The organism is Pseudomonas sp. NFACC14 (genome assembly GCF_900106885.1).
Taxonomy (GTDB): domain Bacteria; phylum Pseudomonadota; class Gammaproteobacteria; order Pseudomonadales; family Pseudomonadaceae; genus Aquipseudomonas; species Aquipseudomonas fluorescens_AA.
On sequence record NZ_FNOA01000026.1, the window covers coordinates 1 to 16,152 of the forward strand.

Genomic DNA, 16,152 nt, shown 5'->3' on the forward strand with positions numbered 1-16,152 from the left:
CGCCCCGTGTATCTGTCAAGCGGTTATTTTCAGAAGTTTTCAAAGTTTCCTTTTCAACTTCAACCACTTGCGCTTCCGATCTCTCGTTAGCGGGAGGCGAATTCTACAGCGTTACTCGCTGCTGTCAACACCTCTTTTTCACCGCTTTCGACCGAGAGGATCGAACCACATATAGAGCCAAACAACACTGCTCTATCTGCGCCTTCCGGACTTCGATGAACTGAAGCCCCGCATCGTCGAAACCTACTTAACTCGTTGAATTTCAAGGAGTTTTCCGTTTCGACTGCGCCGGAAGTGGGGCGAATTATAGACTTCCAGAATCTGCCGTCAACCCTTAATTTGATTTTTCTATCTATAGCCTGACATGACACTTAAATATGCCCGGTATGTAGACGGAATCGCTGCATATGCGCAATATACTGCTCAACGCAGCCTCCCTCGCCTTTATTCCGGACGACACTTCGCAATGACGCTCCCCCCACATCGCAGCCTGGCCTCCACTCTGTACCCGGTTGCCTTGCTATTAATCGCCATGACGTCCATTCAAGCAGGAGCCTCCCTCGCCAAAAGCATGTTCCCGGTAGTGGGTGCACAAGGCACTACGACGCTGCGACTCATTTTTGCCAGCCTCATCATGCTGTTAATGCTCCGCCCCTGGCGCGCCAAGCTCACCGGCCAATCCCTGCGCACGGTGATTGTTTACGGTATGGCGCTAGGCGGTATGAACTTCCTCTTCTATATGTCCGTTCGCACCGTTCCACTGGGCATTGCCGTCGCATTGGAATTCACCGGGCCTCTGGCAGTCGCCATTTACGCCTCGCGCCGGGCAATCGACTTTCTCTGGATCGCCTTGGCGGTGGTTGGCCTGCTGCTGCTCATACCGACCGGCGCGACCAGTGCCGGTATCGATCTGGTTGGAGCCGGCTACGCGCTGGGTGCCGGTTTCTGCTGGGCGTTGTACATCCTGTTCGGTCAGAAAGCCGGAGCGGACAATGGCGTGCAGACTGCCGCATTGGGAGTCATGATCGCGGCCCTGTTCGTCGCGCCTATCGGCATTGTCCACGCAGGCGCCGCACTGCTCACACCGAGCCTGATTCCAATCGCCATCGGCGTCGCCATCCTGTCCACAGCCCTGCCCTACACGCTGGAAATGGTCGCCCTGACTCGAATGCCTGCCCGCACCTTCGGCACCTTGATGAGCGTCGAACCGGCCATCGCGGCCTTATCGGGGCTCGTCTTTCTCCAGGAGTACCTGTCCCTGGCCCAGTGGATGGCCATTACCTGCATCATCCTCGCGTCGGTGGGCGCAACGCTGACCATGGCCAGCACCGCAAAGCCTGCTGTCGCGGTAGATTGAATCAGGATTTAACGAAGGTCTGGCATTTGCCGCGCATTTAGGCCATGTTTAGGCCAGTAACCTAATGCCAGACATGGATTTTTTCATACAGGACGTCATGAACGCTTCAAGAAGAGCGAACACGATCGCACGCAGACATAAGATCCGCGGCGGTTATAAGGACGGGAATGAAACGAATTTTGATACTGATCGCCGTACTTGCAGTAGCGGGCTGTGCGGCAACATCGAAAAGTGAAGTCAAACGCGGCAAAAAGGGTCTGCACATCAACTGCTCCGGACTGTCCTCATCCTGGGACCAGTGCGCTGCCAGTGCCGCCAATTCATGTGCTCCCAAGAGTTACAAGGTCATCGCCAAGTCCGGCGACGCCGTCGAAGAACCAGGGGATTATCCCTTCGGGCTCAATCCCGCCGGCTATACCAGTCGCAGCATGATCGTCATCTGCAAATAGATCAGCTTAGCCGAGCCCCTGTTCGGCGATTCGACGACTGATGTCCTCATGGCTGGACTTGAGGACGTCACGCTGGATCTGCGGTGTGACCAGCATCCGCGCGACAACCAACGCCCCCACGCATTGAGACAGAATGGTCCAGGCCAGGCTGTCGCTTCCCAGTATCCGCGCCCAGCTTTCGTGCAGACGACAGATCCACGTTTGCGCCACCTCCCTCACCTGGAGGTCCGATCGTGCGATCTCAGCGCCCAGTACCGGTAACGCACACCCTGCCTCGGGCTGCTCGACATGGCTCATGCTCAAGTACTGCTTGAGGCAGCGCTCCAGTTTCATCGAGTCCATGGCGCCGTCGCCGCTCAAGCGATCCAGGCTTTGAGCCAACTCCCGCTCAACAATGGCCTTGAAAAGCTCATCCTTGGACGAGAAGTGGCTATAGAACGCACCGCCACTCAACCCGATCGCTTTCATCAGGCCATCGACACCGACCGTAGAGAAACCGGATTTTTTGGCGGACATGGCACTGCTCGCCAGTAGTTTCTCGCGGGTTTCCATTTTGTGATTGGCTGAATAACGCATGGTCGTGCCCCCTGATTGCTCACCTTGACGCTTGCCGGATCTTAGCATAACGTCCGTTTAGTTAACGATCGTTTACCAATGAGGCTGACCATGAATAACAAGAAGGTCGTACTGGTTGTTGGCGCGGGCGATGCCACCGGCGGAGCGATTGCCAAACGCTTTGCACAGGAAGGTTTCGTGGCCTGTGTTACCCGTCGCAGCGCTGACAAACTCCAGCCGCTTGTGGATGGAATCCGCGCCCAAGGCGGCGAAGCCCACGGGTTTGCCTGTGATGCACGTAAAGAAGACGATGTGATCGCACTCATCGAGCAAATCGAGAACCAGATCGGCCCGATCGAGGCCTTTGTGTTCAACATAGGCGCCAACGTTCCTTGCAGCATCCTCGAAGAAACCGCACGCAAGTATTTCAAGATTTGGGAGATGGCCTGCTTCTCAGGTTTTCTCAATGCACGGGAAGTGGCCAAGCGCATGGTCAAGCGCCAATGCGGAACCATCCTGTTTACCGGAGCAACGGCGGGATTGCGCGGCGCTTCGGGGTTCGCTGCGTTCGCAGGTGCCAAACATGGCATCCGCGCACTGGCACAAAGCATGGCCCGAGAGCTGGGGCCGCTGAATATCCATGTGGCCCATGTGGTGGTGGATGGCGCCATCGACACCGACTTCATCCGCGATCATTTCCCGGAAAAATATGCCACCAAGGTTCAGGACGGCATCCTGAATCCTGAACACATCGCCGACAGCTACTGGTATCTGCACAGCCAACCTCGCGACGCCTGGACCTTCGAGCTGGACCTGCGCCCCTGGAACGAACGCTGGTAAGTCCTCCCCTCATAACAACAAGAGAGCAGATACCATGAGCAAATCAGTGGAGTTCTACTTCGATCTCGGCAGCCCGACCACGTACCTGGCCTATACCCAGTTGCCGGCGCTGTGTGCGCAGACAAACAGCCAGTTGATCTATCGTCCGATATTATTGGGCGGCGTCTTCAAGGCAACCGGCAACGCATCACCGGCGACAGTGCCAGCCAAGACCCCTTACCTGTTCAAGGATCTGAATCGCTTCGCCAAGCGCTACGGCGTCGCCTTCCAGTTCAATCCTTACTTCCCCGTCAACACACTGCTGCTGATGCGCGCGGTGACCGCCATGCAACTGCGCCATCCCGAGCGCTTCGAGGCCTTCGTCGATTGCCTGTTCCGCGCCTTTTGGGTGGACGCCCGCAACCTCAATGACCCCGAGACTGTCGCAGCCGTCCTGAACGAAGGCGGTTTCGACGCCGACCATGTGCTGGCCCTGACGAGCGACGAGCAGGTCAAGCAAGCACTCAAGAGCGCCACCGAAGACGCCATCGGACGAGGCGTGTTCGGTGCCCCGAGCATGTTTGTCGGCGACGAGCTGTTCTTCGGCCAGGATCGGCTGGACTTCGTCCGTGAAGCCCTCGCCTGATCCTCTACCTCAAATCGCCATCGTCCGGGTGTTGAGCCACTGCAGTGCGTCACCGTCCAGCAACGGGCTCAATCGACGCTGAACCTCGGCGTGGTAGCCGTTGAACCAGTCTTTTTCGTCCTGGGTCAGCAGCGAAGGCTCCAGGCAACGGGTGTCGATCGGGCACAAGGTCAGGGTTTCGAACTCGAGGAACTCGCCGAACTCGCTGCTTCCGGCTTCGCGGTTCAACACCAGGTTCTCGATGCGCACACCCCAGCGGCCGGGACGATAAGTACCCGGTTCGATCGAGGTGATCATGCCGGCCTGCATCGCCGTTTGCGGCGCGGCAGCGGCTTGATAGGCAATCACCTGCGGGCCTTCGTGGACATTGAGGAAATAGCCGACACCATGGCCGGTGCCGTGGCCGTAATCGACTTGCTCCGCCCAGATCGGTGCACGGGCGATGGCATCCAGCAAGGGCGAAAGAATGCCCCGCGGAAATTTGGCCCGAGACAGGGCAATCACCCCCTTGAGCACACGGGTGCAGTCACGTTTCTGCTCAGCGGTGGGTGTTCCGACCGGCACCATGCGGGTGATATCAGTGGTGCCTCCCAGGTACTGGCCTCCGGAATCGATCAGCAACAGGCCATCACCTTCGATGACGGCATGGGCCTCTTGCGTGGCATGGTAATGGGGCATCGCGCCGTTGGCGTTAAAGGCGGCGATGGTATTGAAGCTCAGGGAGACGAAATCCGGCCGACGTGTGCGGGCGGCAGTCAGGTGCTCGTCGATGGTCAACTCGGTGATGCGCTCGCGCCCCCAGGCCCCTTCCAGCCAGGCGAAGAATTCACAGAGCGCCGCGCCGTCCTGCTCCATGGCCCGACGGATGTGCTCGGCGTCGGCCAGGCTTTTACGGGACTTGGCCAGCGTCGTTGGATTGAGACCTTCGATCAGCTTCACGCCACTGCCCAGGTTATCCAGCAAGCCGACCGTCACCCGCGCTGGGTCGACCTGCAGATTCGCGCCGTCCGGCACTTCGCGCAACGCGGCGGCAGCTTCGCTGTAATCGCGCAGGGTCACGCCGTCCTGCTCCAGAACCGCACGCAGCGCTGCGTCAACCTTGTCCAGGGCCACGAACAGCGTTGCTTGCTGCTGGCTGATCAAGGCAAAGGAAACGAACACGGGGTTGAACGACACATCTGCCCCACGCAGGTTGAACAACCAGGCAATGTCATCCAGCGTGGCGATGAAATGCCAGTCGGCACCACGCTCCTGGAGGGCTTCGCGCAACTTGGCGAGTTTTTCGACCCGGCTGACGGTCGCCTGGGGCGGCAAATGGGCGTAGACCGGTTGATCCGGCAGACCTGGGCGATCGGTCCAGACGTCCTTGAGCAGGTCGATGTCGGTGCGTAACCGCGCGCCGCGTTCGGCGAGCTTGCCGCCCAAGGTGCGGGCCGATGCCACGGCCATGACCGCACCGTCGACCGCAACCACTGCGCCTTCAGGCGTTTGTTCGGCCAGCCAGTCCAGGGGGCCGGGCTGGCCTGGAATCAGTTTGACCAGCTCGATACCACTGCCCTCCAGCTCCTTGGTGGCCTGCTCCCAATACCGGCTGTCGGCCCAGACGCCGGCGAAACTGCCGGTCACGATCAAGGTCCCCACCGAACCATGGAACCCCGACAACCATTGCCGCCCCTGCCAATAACCCGGCAGGTATTCAGACAGGTGCGGGTCGGCCGACGGCACCAGCAGCGCGTGAATACCCTCTCGGCTCATCAGTTGGCGGATTCGGGCCAGGCGCTGGGGAACCAGTCCATGGGGCAAAGGCTCGGTGCTCATTGTTTCTCCTGCTCGTTGATATTGTTGTTCGATGCCGAATCCGGCTCTTATGGGGTCGTGGCCCAGAACGCCGGCGCAGCCGCGCACGCCGCCTTGATCAGCCGCACCGCCTCGTCGATATCCTGCTCTGTGGTAAAGCGCCCCAGGCTCAAGCGAATGGTCCGCCCGGCCGCACGGGCATCGTGCCCCAGGGCCAGCAGCACGTGGGACGGAGTGTTTTGCGCCGAATTGCAGGCCGAGGTCGCGGAAAATGCAATCGATGCGCCCAATGTCGCCGGGTTGAACTCACCTTCGTTGAACGTCAGGCTCAGCGTGTGGGGAATCCGGCGGCTCGCACTGCCGTTAATACGCACACCGGGCAACGCCAGCAGCGGCTCGAGCAAACGATTGCGCAACCGGGCGATTTTAGCGAGTTCTTCGTCGAATGCCGCGGCTGCCAGTTCAAATGCGGCGCCCATGGCTGCAATCTGGTGGGTCGCCAGGGTTCCGGAGCGCAAACCGCCCTCATGTCCACCGCCATGGATCTGCGCCGCTAGCCGTGGCCGGGCACGGTCGCCGACGTAGAGCGCACCGATGCCCTTGGGACCGTAGATTTTATGCGCGGAAAAAGACATCAGGTCCACCGGCCAGCGAGACAGGTCGATCCGCACCTTGCCTGCGCCCTGGGCCGCGTCCACATGGAACAACGCACCGTGCTCGCGAACGACCTCGCCAATGGCGATGATGTCGTTGACGGTGCCCAGCTCGTTGTTCACCAGCATCAGCGAGACCAGGAACGTGTCCTCGCGCAACGCCTGGCGAACCGCTTGCGGGCTGATCAGGCCCTCGGCGTCCGGCGCCAGCCAGGTAACCGCGACGCCACTTTCCTCGAGCTGGCGCGCTGTATCGAGAATCGCCTTGTGCTCGATCAGGCTGGTGATGACATGGCCGGCGGACCCACTGCGTGCCTGGGCGACACCCTTGAGGGCGAGGTTGTTGGATTCGGTGGCGCCGGAAGTCCAGACGATCTGTTCGGGCTGGGCCCCCACCAATTGCGCCACCTGCTGGCGGGCACGCTCCACCGAGCGCCGGGCCTCCTGGCCGAAGGCATGGGAACTGGAAGCCGGGTTGCCGAAGTTGCCGTCAAAACCCAGACATTCGACCATGACCCGGATGACCCGCTCATCCACCGGTGTGGTGGCGGCGTAATCGAAATACAAAGGACGTTTATTCATAGGGAACTCGCAGAGCCTGCTCCGGGATCAGGCGACCTCGTTGGGTTCGAGACTAGCAATACCTGATCGTAAACCTTAAAGAAGTCGGACTTCGTTTAAAAGTGCGTAGGAACGCTCCTGAACAGCGAGCTTAGCAGGCATCGCCTCGAAGCTCAGCCCTCAACGGATGCTTTCGAGCAACAAGGGGTACATCGAAGCGACCAACAACAGCGCCATGCCCCAGTTGAACAGGCGCAGCCAGCGACGATCACGCAACAGGTTGCGCAACAGGCTGCCGCACACCACCCACAGGCTCACGCTTGGCAGATTGATCAAGGCAAACACCGCCGCAATCACCAGCACATTGAAGAAATAACCCTGCAGTGGCGTGTAGGTACTGATGGCGCCGATGGCCATGATCCAGGCCTTGGGATTGACCCATTGGAACGCCGCGGCGCCCCAATAGCTGATCGGCGTATTGTTCCCCGGCTGGCTGTCCGAAACCGGGCCGGAGTGGGCTATTTTCCACGCCAGGTACAACAGGTACGCCGCGCCGATGTAGCGCAACGCGGTATAGAGCAGTGGATACGTCTGGAATACCGCGCCCAGGCCAAGGCCCACCGCCAGCACCAGGGAAAAGAAGCCGCAGGTAATACCCAGCATGTGCGGGATGGTGCGGTTGAAACCGAAATTCACACCCGAGGCCAGCAACATGGTGTTGTTAGGACCTGGCGTGATCGAGGTCACCAGGGCAAACAGGGCGAAGCCCAGCAGCAGGTCAAGCGAAAGGGTCATGTCAGGTCAGTCCATCAGGGGCGGTCAGTCAAGTCATGACCCTACCCCACGTCCTGACCCAAACCCACGGACAGTTGGGCAAAACTTTGAGCGGTACAGTCCCCTCAGCTAGACCGGCCAGGTTGTTGCACAACCTGCTCGGCACTCATCTGGCCCTGATCGTCGAATCCCACGTTTTTCTGCGACGAGCCAAGCAGCTCGGCTTTTTTCGCGTGGTATTCCTCGAACGAAAGGCCACGGCGATTCAAGGCTTCAAGGGCCAGCTCGCGGGTCTCATCGGCGGTGTAGGGGCGCAGCTCCGGGGAAGAGCTGGCGCAGCCGCCCAGGAGGGTGGCGGTCAAGAGCAACAAAACGGCAAAGGTACGGTTCATGGCGGGTGTCCGGTGTTGGAGTTGGGCGATGAACAAAGGCTACCCGCCGGTCCTGTGCGGCAGAAATCAACCCTCTCGATAGTGGGTATTGCCTGCCTGGATCAGCCGTTGCGCTTAATCGACCAACTGGCAATGCAGCGCGTTGTCCAGGCTGCGCTCGATGTTGCGGAGCACCTGGAACGAAGCGAACGTCACGGCTTTGGCGCGGTGAGCCTGGATCAGCCGCCAGAAACCCTGCTCGCCCTTTTCGACACTTCGGAGTGCCGCCTCGCCTGCCTCGCGGGTCTGCCACTGCAAATAGTTGAGCACGCGGCGACCATCGTCGCTGGCTTGGATACTGGCACTGAGGAACCCCTGGTGATCCCGGGCCAGGCGCTCGGTCTGTTCCGACAAGGCGGTTACCAGCGCCTGCTGCCATTGAGGTTCGATGTCGAATTCCATCAGTTGGGTGAAACTGCGATTGTTCCTTGGCGATTGCATGAAAGGTCCCCTATGCAGGTCAGGCGAATCTTGCGATCCGAAGGCGTGCAGGGTAAAACCTCTAGTTAACTTGAGGTCAAGCGGTGAATTGAAACGATGGCGCAGATCGATATCCACAAGGAACTCACCGTCGGCCAAGTGGCCGCCCGCAGCGGCGTGACGGTCACCGCCCTGCACTTCTACGAATCCAAGGGGCTGATCAAAAGCACGCGCAACCCGGGTAACCAACGTCGTTACCCACGAGCGGTATTGCGTCGCGTGGCACTGATCAAGGTCGCCCAGCGCCTGGGCATTCCGTTGGCGGAAATCGGCGAGGCGTTGAACAACCTGCCGGACAACCGCGCCCCGACGGCCGCCGATTGGCAGACCTTGTCGGCGCAGTGGAGCCGGGACCTGGACGAACGCATCAACCAATTGGTGGCGCTACGTGATCGACTCAATGGCTGCATCGGCTGCGGATGCCTGTCGATGGAAGCTTGCCCGCTGCGCAATCAGGGCGACGTACTGGGCCAACGCGGGCCGGGAGCTCACCTGCTGGAACAGCCTTGAAGCGTTCGTCGGCCTTCGCGTCCATCCAGGGTCGCTGGCCTATAGTGGAGGAGCGCAAATCGACGAAGACTCTCTTCGCCTCCCTATAACAAAAGGAGAAACGTCATGGGCGTCAATGCCATTCCCGAAGGTTTCCATAACATCACGCCCTACCTGGGCATTCAAAAAGCTGCCGAAGCCATCGACTTCTACAAAAAAGCCTTCAATGCCACCGAGGTCATGCGCCTGGCCATGCCCGACGGGGGCATCGGGCACGCCGAGCTGCGAATCAACGGTTATCCGATCATGCTTGGCACGCCTTGCGATCAAGGTCCCCTGAGTAACCCGGACCAATCGCCATCGGTCGGCCTGCATTTATATGTCGAGGACGTGGACAGCGCATTTGCCCAGGCCGTTGCCGCCGGCGGCACGGTGATTTCCGAGGTCAAGGACCAGTTCTACGGAGATCGCAGCGGCACCCTGAAGGATCCCTATGGGCATCTGTGGTTCCTCGCGACGCACAAGGAAGACCTGAGCCAGGACCAGATCGAGCAACGGGCCAGGGAGATGTTTCAACGGCAAGGCTGATTTGCCCCCGCGCTCACCGGTTCGCGTCCTGTGGAGCTGTCGAGTGCAACGAGGCTGCGATCTTTCCCTGACACTTGAATTCCAAGGGAAAGATCAAAAAATCGCAGCCTTCGGCAGCTCCTACCACGCGAAACATTTTCTTTCATCTTCCCCTTCAGGATTACGATCGCTCGTTCGTCTTAATTAGATGCAGCAGGCCGCGTCGGCAAAAGCCACGGTCTGCCTTTTTGGGTTCAGGGTGTTGCGAAGCCCGTGATACGGAACCTTTCATCGAATCAAGACGTTCAATCATGTCGAAGAAATCCCGCTCCAAACTCTGGTTCCTGGTCCATAGCTGGCTGGCATTGCCCATCTGGTTCTTCGTGCTCATCGTCTGCGTCACCGGCACCCTGGCGGTGGTCAGCCAGGAGATCGTCTGGCTGGCCAATCCCGACATGCGGGCCAGCAAACCCTCGGACGAGGCCACGCTGCTCAGCTATGACCAGGTGATCGCCGCGATCAAGCAGGCCCAGCCGCAAACCCAGGTGCAAAGCATCATCCGTCCGGACGAGTCGCATTTTGCACTGGAAGTCGGCGTGACCTACCCCGACGGACGCCCCGACACGGTCTACGTCAACCCTTACAGCGGCGTCATCCAGGGCTCGGCGCCGACATTCAATTTCCAGGCCTTCACCCGCGCGCTGCATGGCTGGTGGCTGGTGCCGTTCACCAACGGCTACAGTTGGGGCTGGTACCTGGTGTCGTTCCTGGGCCTGCCCTTGCTCGCATCCCTGGTGACCGGGCTGGTGGTCTACAAGCGTTTCTGGAAAGGCTTCCTCCGTCCGACCCTGCGGATTCGCCACGGCGCACGGATTTTCTGGGGTGATTTCCACCGGCTCAGCGGGATCTGGTCGATCTGGTTCATCGCGGTCATCTCCGTCACCGGCACCTGGTTCCTGATCCAGGCCCTGCTGGGCGACAACCAGATCTCCATTTCCAGCGAACCGGTCATCCCGGTGGTGGCCCGTGAAAACGTGCCGTTGTCCGTTGATGGCCAGGCACCACCGCAGTTGAACCTGGACCGGGCCATCGAAATCGCCCAGCAACGCATCCCGGGACTGGAAGCGAGTTTCATCAGCCTGCCCGGCAATGCCTACAGCCATCTGGAAATCGGTGGCCGCGGCTGGTATCCGCTGATGTTCCAGACTGCCACCATCAACCCCTACAACGGCGACGTGGCCGCCTCCCGGTTGCTGTCGGACCGCACGACCCTGGAGTTCGTCACCGAATCCATGCGGCCCTTGCACACCGGGGACTTCGGCGGACTCTGGATCAAGCTCATCTGGTTTTTCTTCGGTCTGATCCTGAGCATGATGGTCCTCAGCGGGCTGCTGATCTGGACCAAACGCACGGCCCTGGCCACCGCCAATGCCTTCAAGCGTAGCCAGAAACCCACCCGTGGCGCCCGAATCGCGCAGGCACTGCAGCCGTCCGTCCACCGTGAATCGTCGGAGGGCAGCCTGTGAACCCGTCCAATACCGCTTCATCATCACCGTCACGCCTGAGCCTGTTCTGGCATAAATGGCGCTTCCATCTCAACGTCCTGTTGCTGCTGATTCCCCTGGGATTCATGCCCAAATACCTCTCCGAGGCCGCCCTGTTCCGCGGCGATGCCGGGCTTGGCGAACGGGACGTCGGTGAAGTCCAGGTCGGTCCCTGGAGCCTGCGCCTGGCGGAGTTTCGCAACGAAGCCCCACGGACCGAAGGGCCCGCCGGGCCGATGAAGCACTTCAACGCGGCCCTGTGCCAGAGCTGTATCGGCCAGGTCAAGGCCACCTACTTGCGCATCGGCAAGCCCCGCAGCCTGCGGGCCGCCGGGGTGATTTTCTTCGGCTCGCCCTATCGCATGGGCGCCTTGTTGCCGGTCCCGCCAAAGACCCAGCCCGATGCCGAACTGTGGATAACCCTCGAAGGTTGGGACGGTTCGATGCATCAAGCCTTCATTCCCCTGAGCCAGGCCTCCCCGGCCACCGTCGCCTGGCTGAAGAACCAAGGAACCAAACCATGACCCTCCGCGTTTTATCCAAGGGCCTGGCGCTGTTGCTCTGCGCAGGCGCAAGCACCAGCGTCCTGGCCCACAACCCGATGTGCGAGTGCAAGGCCATCGACGCCGAACAGATCCAATGCACCGGTGGCTTTTCCGACGGCAGCGGTGCACCCGGAGTGACCCTGGACGTGATCGGTTATGACGAAACCATCCTCGTCCCGGGCAAGCTCGGCGCCGACTCGAAGCTGACCTTCAAGAAACCGAACGCTGAATTCTACGTGCTCTTCGACGCCGGCCCCGGCCACGTGGTGGAAATCGACCAAGCCGACATCGAGGCCCCATGAGCAACGCCACGACTCAAGTCATCCGCCCCGCCGGCGCGGGCCATGAAACCCTGTATGTGTTGCTGTTGTGCCTGGTCATCGTGCTGGTGGCCGGGTCCGTGGTGGCCTGGCATGGCAAGGCCGAAGACACGCCTCACCTGGCCTCGAACCAGCTCGACGCCCGCCGCGACCTCAGCGCCGCCGAGCAAGGCATCTATGCCGACCTGCGGGTGACCCTGGATGAAATCCGCTTGCTGCGCGAAGACCAACCCACCCTGCCCAGCCCACAAACCCTGGCCGAAGAAGGCTTCGCGCCGTTCGCCCAGGACGCCAGTTCTGTCAGCCGGGGCGGCCACGCCTGGCAACAACTGCGGGACCAGGCCTACTTCGGCGCCAGTGCCAATCCGTCGGTGGCCGGTTCATTTCTGATGCGCATCGGCGAAACGTCCGACGCCGCTCCGGACATCTGGCTCAACCGCGGCACTGGCCTCGCGACGCCCACCGCCCTGGACGATGCGGCGTTGTCCGCCGCTGGCTGGCAACAGATCGTCGCGCAATTCGATGCCGGCGTAACCCGCCAGCACCGGCACTGACCCCACGCCCTCATTCGAGAGAAGACCGTTTGCCCATGCCTATTGCATCCCAACGCCGACCCTTGCTGCGCTTACTGTTGATCGGCCTGCTGGCCTGCCTGTTCACCTCGCCGGTGAGCGCCGAAGCAGCCAAGCGCCTGCGCATTGGCATCACCTTGCACCCGTATTACAGCTACGTGGCCAACATCGTCGGCGACAAGGCCGAGGTCGTGCCGCTGATCCCGGCCGGTTTCAATCCCCACGCCTATGAACCACGGGCCGAAGACATCAAGCGCATCAGCGGCCTCGACGTGATCGTGCTCAACGGCGTGGGCCATGACGACTTCGCCGACCGCATGATCGCCGCCAGTGAGACCCCGGACGTGAAGGTGATCGAGGCCAACGAAAACGTGCCCCTGCTGGCCGCCACCGGCACGGCGGCGCGAGGCGCGGGCAAGGTCGTGAACCCGCACACCTTCCTGTCCATCAGTGCCTCCATCGCCCAGGTCAATAACATCGCCCGGGAACTGGGCAAGCTCGACCCGGACAACGCCAAGGCCTATACCCAGAACGCCCGCGCCTATGGCAAGCGCCTGCGGCAGATGCGCGCCGCCGCCCTGGCGAAGCTGACCCAGGCCCCCAATGCCGAATTGCGCGTCGCCACGGTGCACGCCGCCTACGACTACCTGTTGCGCGAATTCGGCCTGGAAGTGACCGCCGTGGTCGAGCCGGCCCATGGCATCGAACCGAGCCCCAGCCAATTGAAGAAAACCATCGACCAACTGCGGGAGCTGGACGTGAAGGTGATCTTCTCGGAGATGGATTTTCCCTCCACCTACGTCGACACCATCCAGCGTGAATCGGGCGTGAAGCTGTACCCGCTCTCGCACATTTCCTACGGCGACTACAGCGCCGAGAAGTACGAAAAGGAAATGACCGGCAACCTCGACACCGTGGTCCGGGCGATCCAGGAGTCCGGCGCATGACCATCCAGGAACCTCTCACCCTGCAACGCGTCGGTCCCTTGATCGAGTTCGCCGAGGTCAGCCTGAACCTGGGCCGCACCACCATTCTCGACAACGTGGCCTTTCAGGTGGAGCCCGGCAGCATACATGCCCTGGTCGGTCCCAATGGCGGCGGCAAGAGTTCGCTGATCAAGACCTTGCTGGGGCAGATGCCACACCAGGGACGCCTGAGCCTGCAATGGCCGGGCGACCCCGGGGTGATCGGCTACGTACCCCAGGCGCTGGAATTCGACCGGGGCCTGCCCATGACCGTGGACGATTTCATGGCGGCGATGTGTCAGCGGCGGCCGGCCTTTCTCGGCCTGAGCAAGCATTACGCCGGCGCCATCGGCCACGCCCTGGAGCGGGTCGGCATGCAGGACAAGCGCAAGCGGCGCATGGGCGCGCTGTCCGGCGGCGAGCGCCAGCGGGTGTTGCTGGCACAGGGGCTGATTCCCTCGCCGCAGTTGCTGGTGCTGGATGAACCGATGTCGGCCCTGGACGAGGCCGGTATCCAGGTGTTCGAACGGCTGCTGCAGGACTGGCGCCAGGCCGGGATCACCGTGCTGTGGATCGAACATGACCTGGAAGCCGTCGGGCGCCTGGCCGACCGTGTCACCGGCCTGAATCGCCGCGTGCTGTTCGACGGCCCGCCACGCCAGACCTTGACCCCGGAACGGCTGCTGACGCTGTTTTCCACCCATCCACGCACGAACGGGAGCGCGGCCTGATGAGTTATGAAGCCTTTCGCTTGATGGTCCAGGGCTGGGCCTCGGCCGGTTACCTGCCTGAAGCGCTGGCCTATGGGTTCGTGGTCAATGCGCTGTTGGCCGGGCTGTTGATCGGCCCGGTGCTGGGCGGCCTCGGCACGCTGGTGGTGGTCAAGCGCTTCGCGTTTTTCTCCGAGGCAGTGGGCCATGCGGCGCTCACCGGCGTGGCCATCGGCATCCTGCTCGGCGAACCCTACACCGGGCCTTACGGCAGCCTGTTCGGCTACTGCCTGTTGTTCGGCATCCTGCTCAATTACCTGCGCAACCGCACCGGCCTGGCGCCCGACACGCTGATCGGCGTCTTCCTGTCCGTCTCCCTGGCCCTGGGCGCCAGCCTGCTGTTGATCCTGGCGGGCAAGATCAATGTGCACATCCTGGAAAACGTATTGTTCGGCTCGGTGCTGACGGTCAATGGCAATGACCTGCTGGTGCTGGCGGTGGTCGGCTCGCTGGTGATGGCCCTGGCCTTGCCGCTGTACAACCGCATCATGCTCGCCAGTTTCAACCCGCAACTGGCGGCGGTGCGTGGGGTGGCGGTCAAGACCCTGGACTACCTGTTCGTGGTCCTGGTGACGTTGATCACCGTGGCGGCGGTGAAAGTCATCGGCGCCATTCTGGTGGGCGCGTTGCTGGTGATTCCCGCCGCGGCGGCGCGCTTGCTCAGTCAATCATTGAAAGGCTTTTTCTGGTGTTCGGTGCTGATCGCCACCGTCAGCACTTTGTGCGGGATCCTCGCGCCGATTGTGTTCGACCTGCCGATCCCGTCCGGCGCCGCGATCATCCTGATGGCCGGCATCGCCTTCGCCCTGAGCGCCATCGCCCGCGGTGTCGTCCCCAGCCTCAAAGGGAATCTTGGATAATGGTTTTTTCATTGCGACAACTGATCCTGGCCGTCGCGTTGTGCGGCGTGGCCGTCACCTCGTCATTCGCCGGCGAAAAGGTTCATCTGCTGGCATCGCTGCCAGTCACCTATGGATTGGGCGAAGCGTTGCTCAAGGGCACCGAGGTCAGTCTGGAACGGGCCGCGCCCGCCAATCTGCCTGGCACCCGCCAGAGTGCCTACTTCAGCGGTCGTGGCGCGCCGGCCTTGAGCAAACTGGCCAGCGCTGCCGACGGGGTGATCGGCCTGCGCTCGCTATGGCCGGACGATCCGCTGTTCCCCATGGCCCGACGCAGCAATATCCGCATCGTCGAAGTCGATGCCGCGCGCCCGGTGGACGGCGCCCTTCCCGGTATCGCCGTGCAACCGGGCATGGCCGACGGCCTGGCAAGCCAGCCGTGGATGGCCAGCCATAACCTGGGGCGCATGGCCGACGTGATCGCCGCCGACCTGGTGCGCCTGGCCCCGGCGGACAAACCGAAAATCGACGCCAACCTGGCGGCACTCAAGCAGCGCCTGCTCAAACTCAGCGCCGACAGCGAAAAACGCCTCGCCAGCGCCGATAACCTGAGCGTGGTCAGCCTGAGCGAGCATTTCGGCTACCTGATCAGCGGGCTCAACTTGGACGCCATCAGCACCGATACCCGGCCTGATACCGAATGGACCGCCGAAACCCTCAAGCAATTGAGTACGACGTTGAAGGACAACGACGTGGCGCTGGTACTCCATCATCGCCAGCCTTCGGATGCGCTGAAGGCAGCCATTGCCGAGGGCGGCAGCCAGTTGCTGGTGCTCAGCACCGATGCCGCCGATCCGGTGGCGGAGCTGGAGAGTAATGCAGGGCTGGTCGTCACCGCGCTGACGGGAGGCTGACAACAATCCATGTGGGAGCGAGCTTGCTCGCGATGAAGCCAGCACATTCAACATTGGTGTCGGCTGACACACCGTCATCGCGAGCAAGCTCGCTCCCACAGTTTG

At 61.5% G+C, this 16,152-nt stretch carries 20 protein-coding genes; 14 read left to right on the top strand and 6 right to left on the bottom strand.

The features are described 5' to 3' along the window. The first annotated feature begins 466 nt into the window (after nt 1–466). Together rhtA and BLU85_RS26125 are read left to right on the top strand one after the other, a co-directional pair. Nucleotides 467–1,357 carry a threonine/homoserine exporter RhtA gene (rhtA, locus tag BLU85_RS26120; protein WP_092204732.1) on the top strand — a complete coding sequence of 297 codons (891 nt, stop codon included), beginning with the start codon at nt 467–469 and terminating at the stop codon, nt 1,355–1,357. A 167-nt stretch (nt 1,358–1,524) separates the two neighbouring features. Then, on the top strand, nt 1,525–1,806 hold the full coding sequence (locus BLU85_RS26125; RefSeq protein WP_092204731.1) for a hypothetical protein: 282 nt from the start codon (nt 1,525–1,527) through the stop codon (nt 1,804–1,806). 6 nt (nt 1,807–1,812) lie between these two features. On the opposite strand, the gene BLU85_RS26130 is transcribed toward BLU85_RS26125, so the two are convergent. Beyond that, the gene (locus BLU85_RS26130; RefSeq protein WP_092204730.1) at nt 1,813–2,382 is read right to left on the bottom strand and encodes a TetR/AcrR family transcriptional regulator; all 570 of its coding nucleotides are present in this window, start codon (nt 2,380–2,382) and stop codon (nt 1,813–1,815) included. A 90-nt stretch (nt 2,383–2,472) separates the two neighbouring features. Between BLU85_RS26130 and BLU85_RS26135 the strand changes: the two genes are divergently transcribed. After that, a complete protein-coding gene (locus BLU85_RS26135) occupies nt 2,473–3,201 on the top strand; it encodes an SDR family oxidoreductase (protein WP_092204729.1) in 729 nt (242 codons plus the stop codon). A gap of 34 nt (nt 3,202–3,235) precedes the next feature. Beyond that, on the top strand, nt 3,236–3,826 hold the full coding sequence (locus BLU85_RS26140) for a 2-hydroxychromene-2-carboxylate isomerase (RefSeq protein ID WP_092204728.1): 591 nt from the start codon (nt 3,236–3,238) through the stop codon (nt 3,824–3,826). A gap of 9 nt (nt 3,827–3,835) precedes the next feature. On the opposite strand, the gene BLU85_RS26145 is transcribed toward BLU85_RS26140, so the two are convergent. From BLU85_RS26145 to BLU85_RS26165, 5 genes are all read right to left on the bottom strand, one after another. Beyond that, a complete protein-coding gene (locus BLU85_RS26145) occupies nt 3,836–5,644 on the bottom strand; it encodes an aminopeptidase P family protein (RefSeq protein ID WP_092204727.1) in 1,809 nt (602 codons plus the stop codon). Nucleotides 5,645–5,691: 47 nt separating this feature from the next. Then, a complete protein-coding gene (locus BLU85_RS26150; RefSeq protein ID WP_092204726.1) occupies nt 5,692–6,858 on the bottom strand; it encodes a cysteine desulfurase family protein in 1,167 nt (388 codons plus the stop codon). Between the two features lie 159 nt (nt 6,859–7,017). After that, on the bottom strand, nt 7,018–7,632 hold the full coding sequence (locus BLU85_RS26155; RefSeq protein ID WP_092204725.1) for a LysE family translocator: 615 nt from the start codon (nt 7,630–7,632) through the stop codon (nt 7,018–7,020). A gap of 104 nt (nt 7,633–7,736) precedes the next feature. Next, a complete protein-coding gene (locus tag BLU85_RS26160) occupies nt 7,737–8,003 on the bottom strand; it encodes a hypothetical protein (protein WP_053123631.1) in 267 nt (88 codons plus the stop codon). 114 nt (nt 8,004–8,117) lie between these two features. After that, nucleotides 8,118–8,483 carry an antibiotic biosynthesis monooxygenase gene (locus tag BLU85_RS26165; protein WP_060741364.1) on the bottom strand — a complete coding sequence of 122 codons (366 nt, stop codon included), beginning with the start codon at nt 8,481–8,483 and terminating at the stop codon, nt 8,118–8,120. Between the two features lie 96 nt (nt 8,484–8,579). Here BLU85_RS26165 and soxR point away from each other — a divergent pair, with 96 nt between their 5' ends. The 10 genes from soxR to BLU85_RS26215 all read left to right on the top strand — a co-directional run bounded on the left by soxR (nt 8,580) and on the right by BLU85_RS26215 (nt 16,047). Continuing rightward, complete coding sequence (soxR, locus tag BLU85_RS26170; protein ID WP_092204724.1) at nt 8,580–9,032, top strand: redox-sensitive transcriptional activator SoxR; 453 nt, start codon at nt 8,580–8,582, stop codon at nt 9,030–9,032. Between the two features lie 105 nt (nt 9,033–9,137). After that, on the top strand, nt 9,138–9,599 hold the full coding sequence (locus BLU85_RS26175; protein ID WP_092204723.1) for a VOC family protein: 462 nt from the start codon (nt 9,138–9,140) through the stop codon (nt 9,597–9,599). 290 nt (nt 9,600–9,889) lie between these two features. Further along, on the top strand, nt 9,890–11,104 hold the full coding sequence (locus BLU85_RS26180) for a PepSY-associated TM helix domain-containing protein (protein ID WP_092204722.1): 1,215 nt from the start codon (nt 9,890–9,892) through the stop codon (nt 11,102–11,104). Next, complete coding sequence (locus BLU85_RS26185; RefSeq protein ID WP_092204721.1) at nt 11,101–11,646, top strand: thiamine pyrophosphate-binding protein; 546 nt, start codon at nt 11,101–11,103, stop codon at nt 11,644–11,646. The genes BLU85_RS26180 and BLU85_RS26185 overlap by 4 nt, the downstream gene beginning before the upstream one ends. After that, nucleotides 11,643–11,969, top strand: a complete 327-nt coding sequence (locus BLU85_RS26190; protein ID WP_092168700.1) for a hypothetical protein — start codon at nt 11,643–11,645, stop codon at nt 11,967–11,969. Before BLU85_RS26185 ends, BLU85_RS26190 begins: the two co-directional genes overlap by 4 nt. Next, complete coding sequence (locus BLU85_RS26195; protein WP_092204720.1) at nt 11,966–12,541, top strand: DUF6162 family protein; 576 nt, start codon at nt 11,966–11,968, stop codon at nt 12,539–12,541. The genes BLU85_RS26190 and BLU85_RS26195 overlap by 4 nt, the downstream gene beginning before the upstream one ends. 35 nt (nt 12,542–12,576) lie before the next feature. Continuing rightward, nucleotides 12,577–13,506 (top strand): metal ABC transporter solute-binding protein, Zn/Mn family, encoded by a 930-nt coding sequence (locus BLU85_RS26200; RefSeq protein WP_092204719.1) that lies wholly within the window; start codon nt 12,577–12,579, stop codon nt 13,504–13,506. After that, a complete protein-coding gene (locus tag BLU85_RS26205; protein WP_092204718.1) occupies nt 13,503–14,255 on the top strand; it encodes a metal ABC transporter ATP-binding protein in 753 nt (250 codons plus the stop codon). The genes BLU85_RS26200 and BLU85_RS26205 overlap by 4 nt, the downstream gene beginning before the upstream one ends. Continuing rightward, entirely contained in the window at nt 14,255–15,154 is a 900-nt protein-coding gene (locus BLU85_RS26210) for a metal ABC transporter permease (RefSeq protein ID WP_092204717.1), read from the top strand. Before BLU85_RS26205 ends, BLU85_RS26210 begins: the two co-directional genes overlap by 1 nt. After that, nucleotides 15,154–16,047: a metal ABC transporter substrate-binding protein gene (locus BLU85_RS26215; RefSeq protein WP_092204716.1), complete on the top strand. Its 894-nt coding sequence runs from the start codon at nt 15,154–15,156 to the stop codon at nt 16,045–16,047. Before BLU85_RS26210 ends, BLU85_RS26215 begins: the two co-directional genes overlap by 1 nt. Nucleotides 16,048–16,152 lie beyond the last annotated feature (105 nt).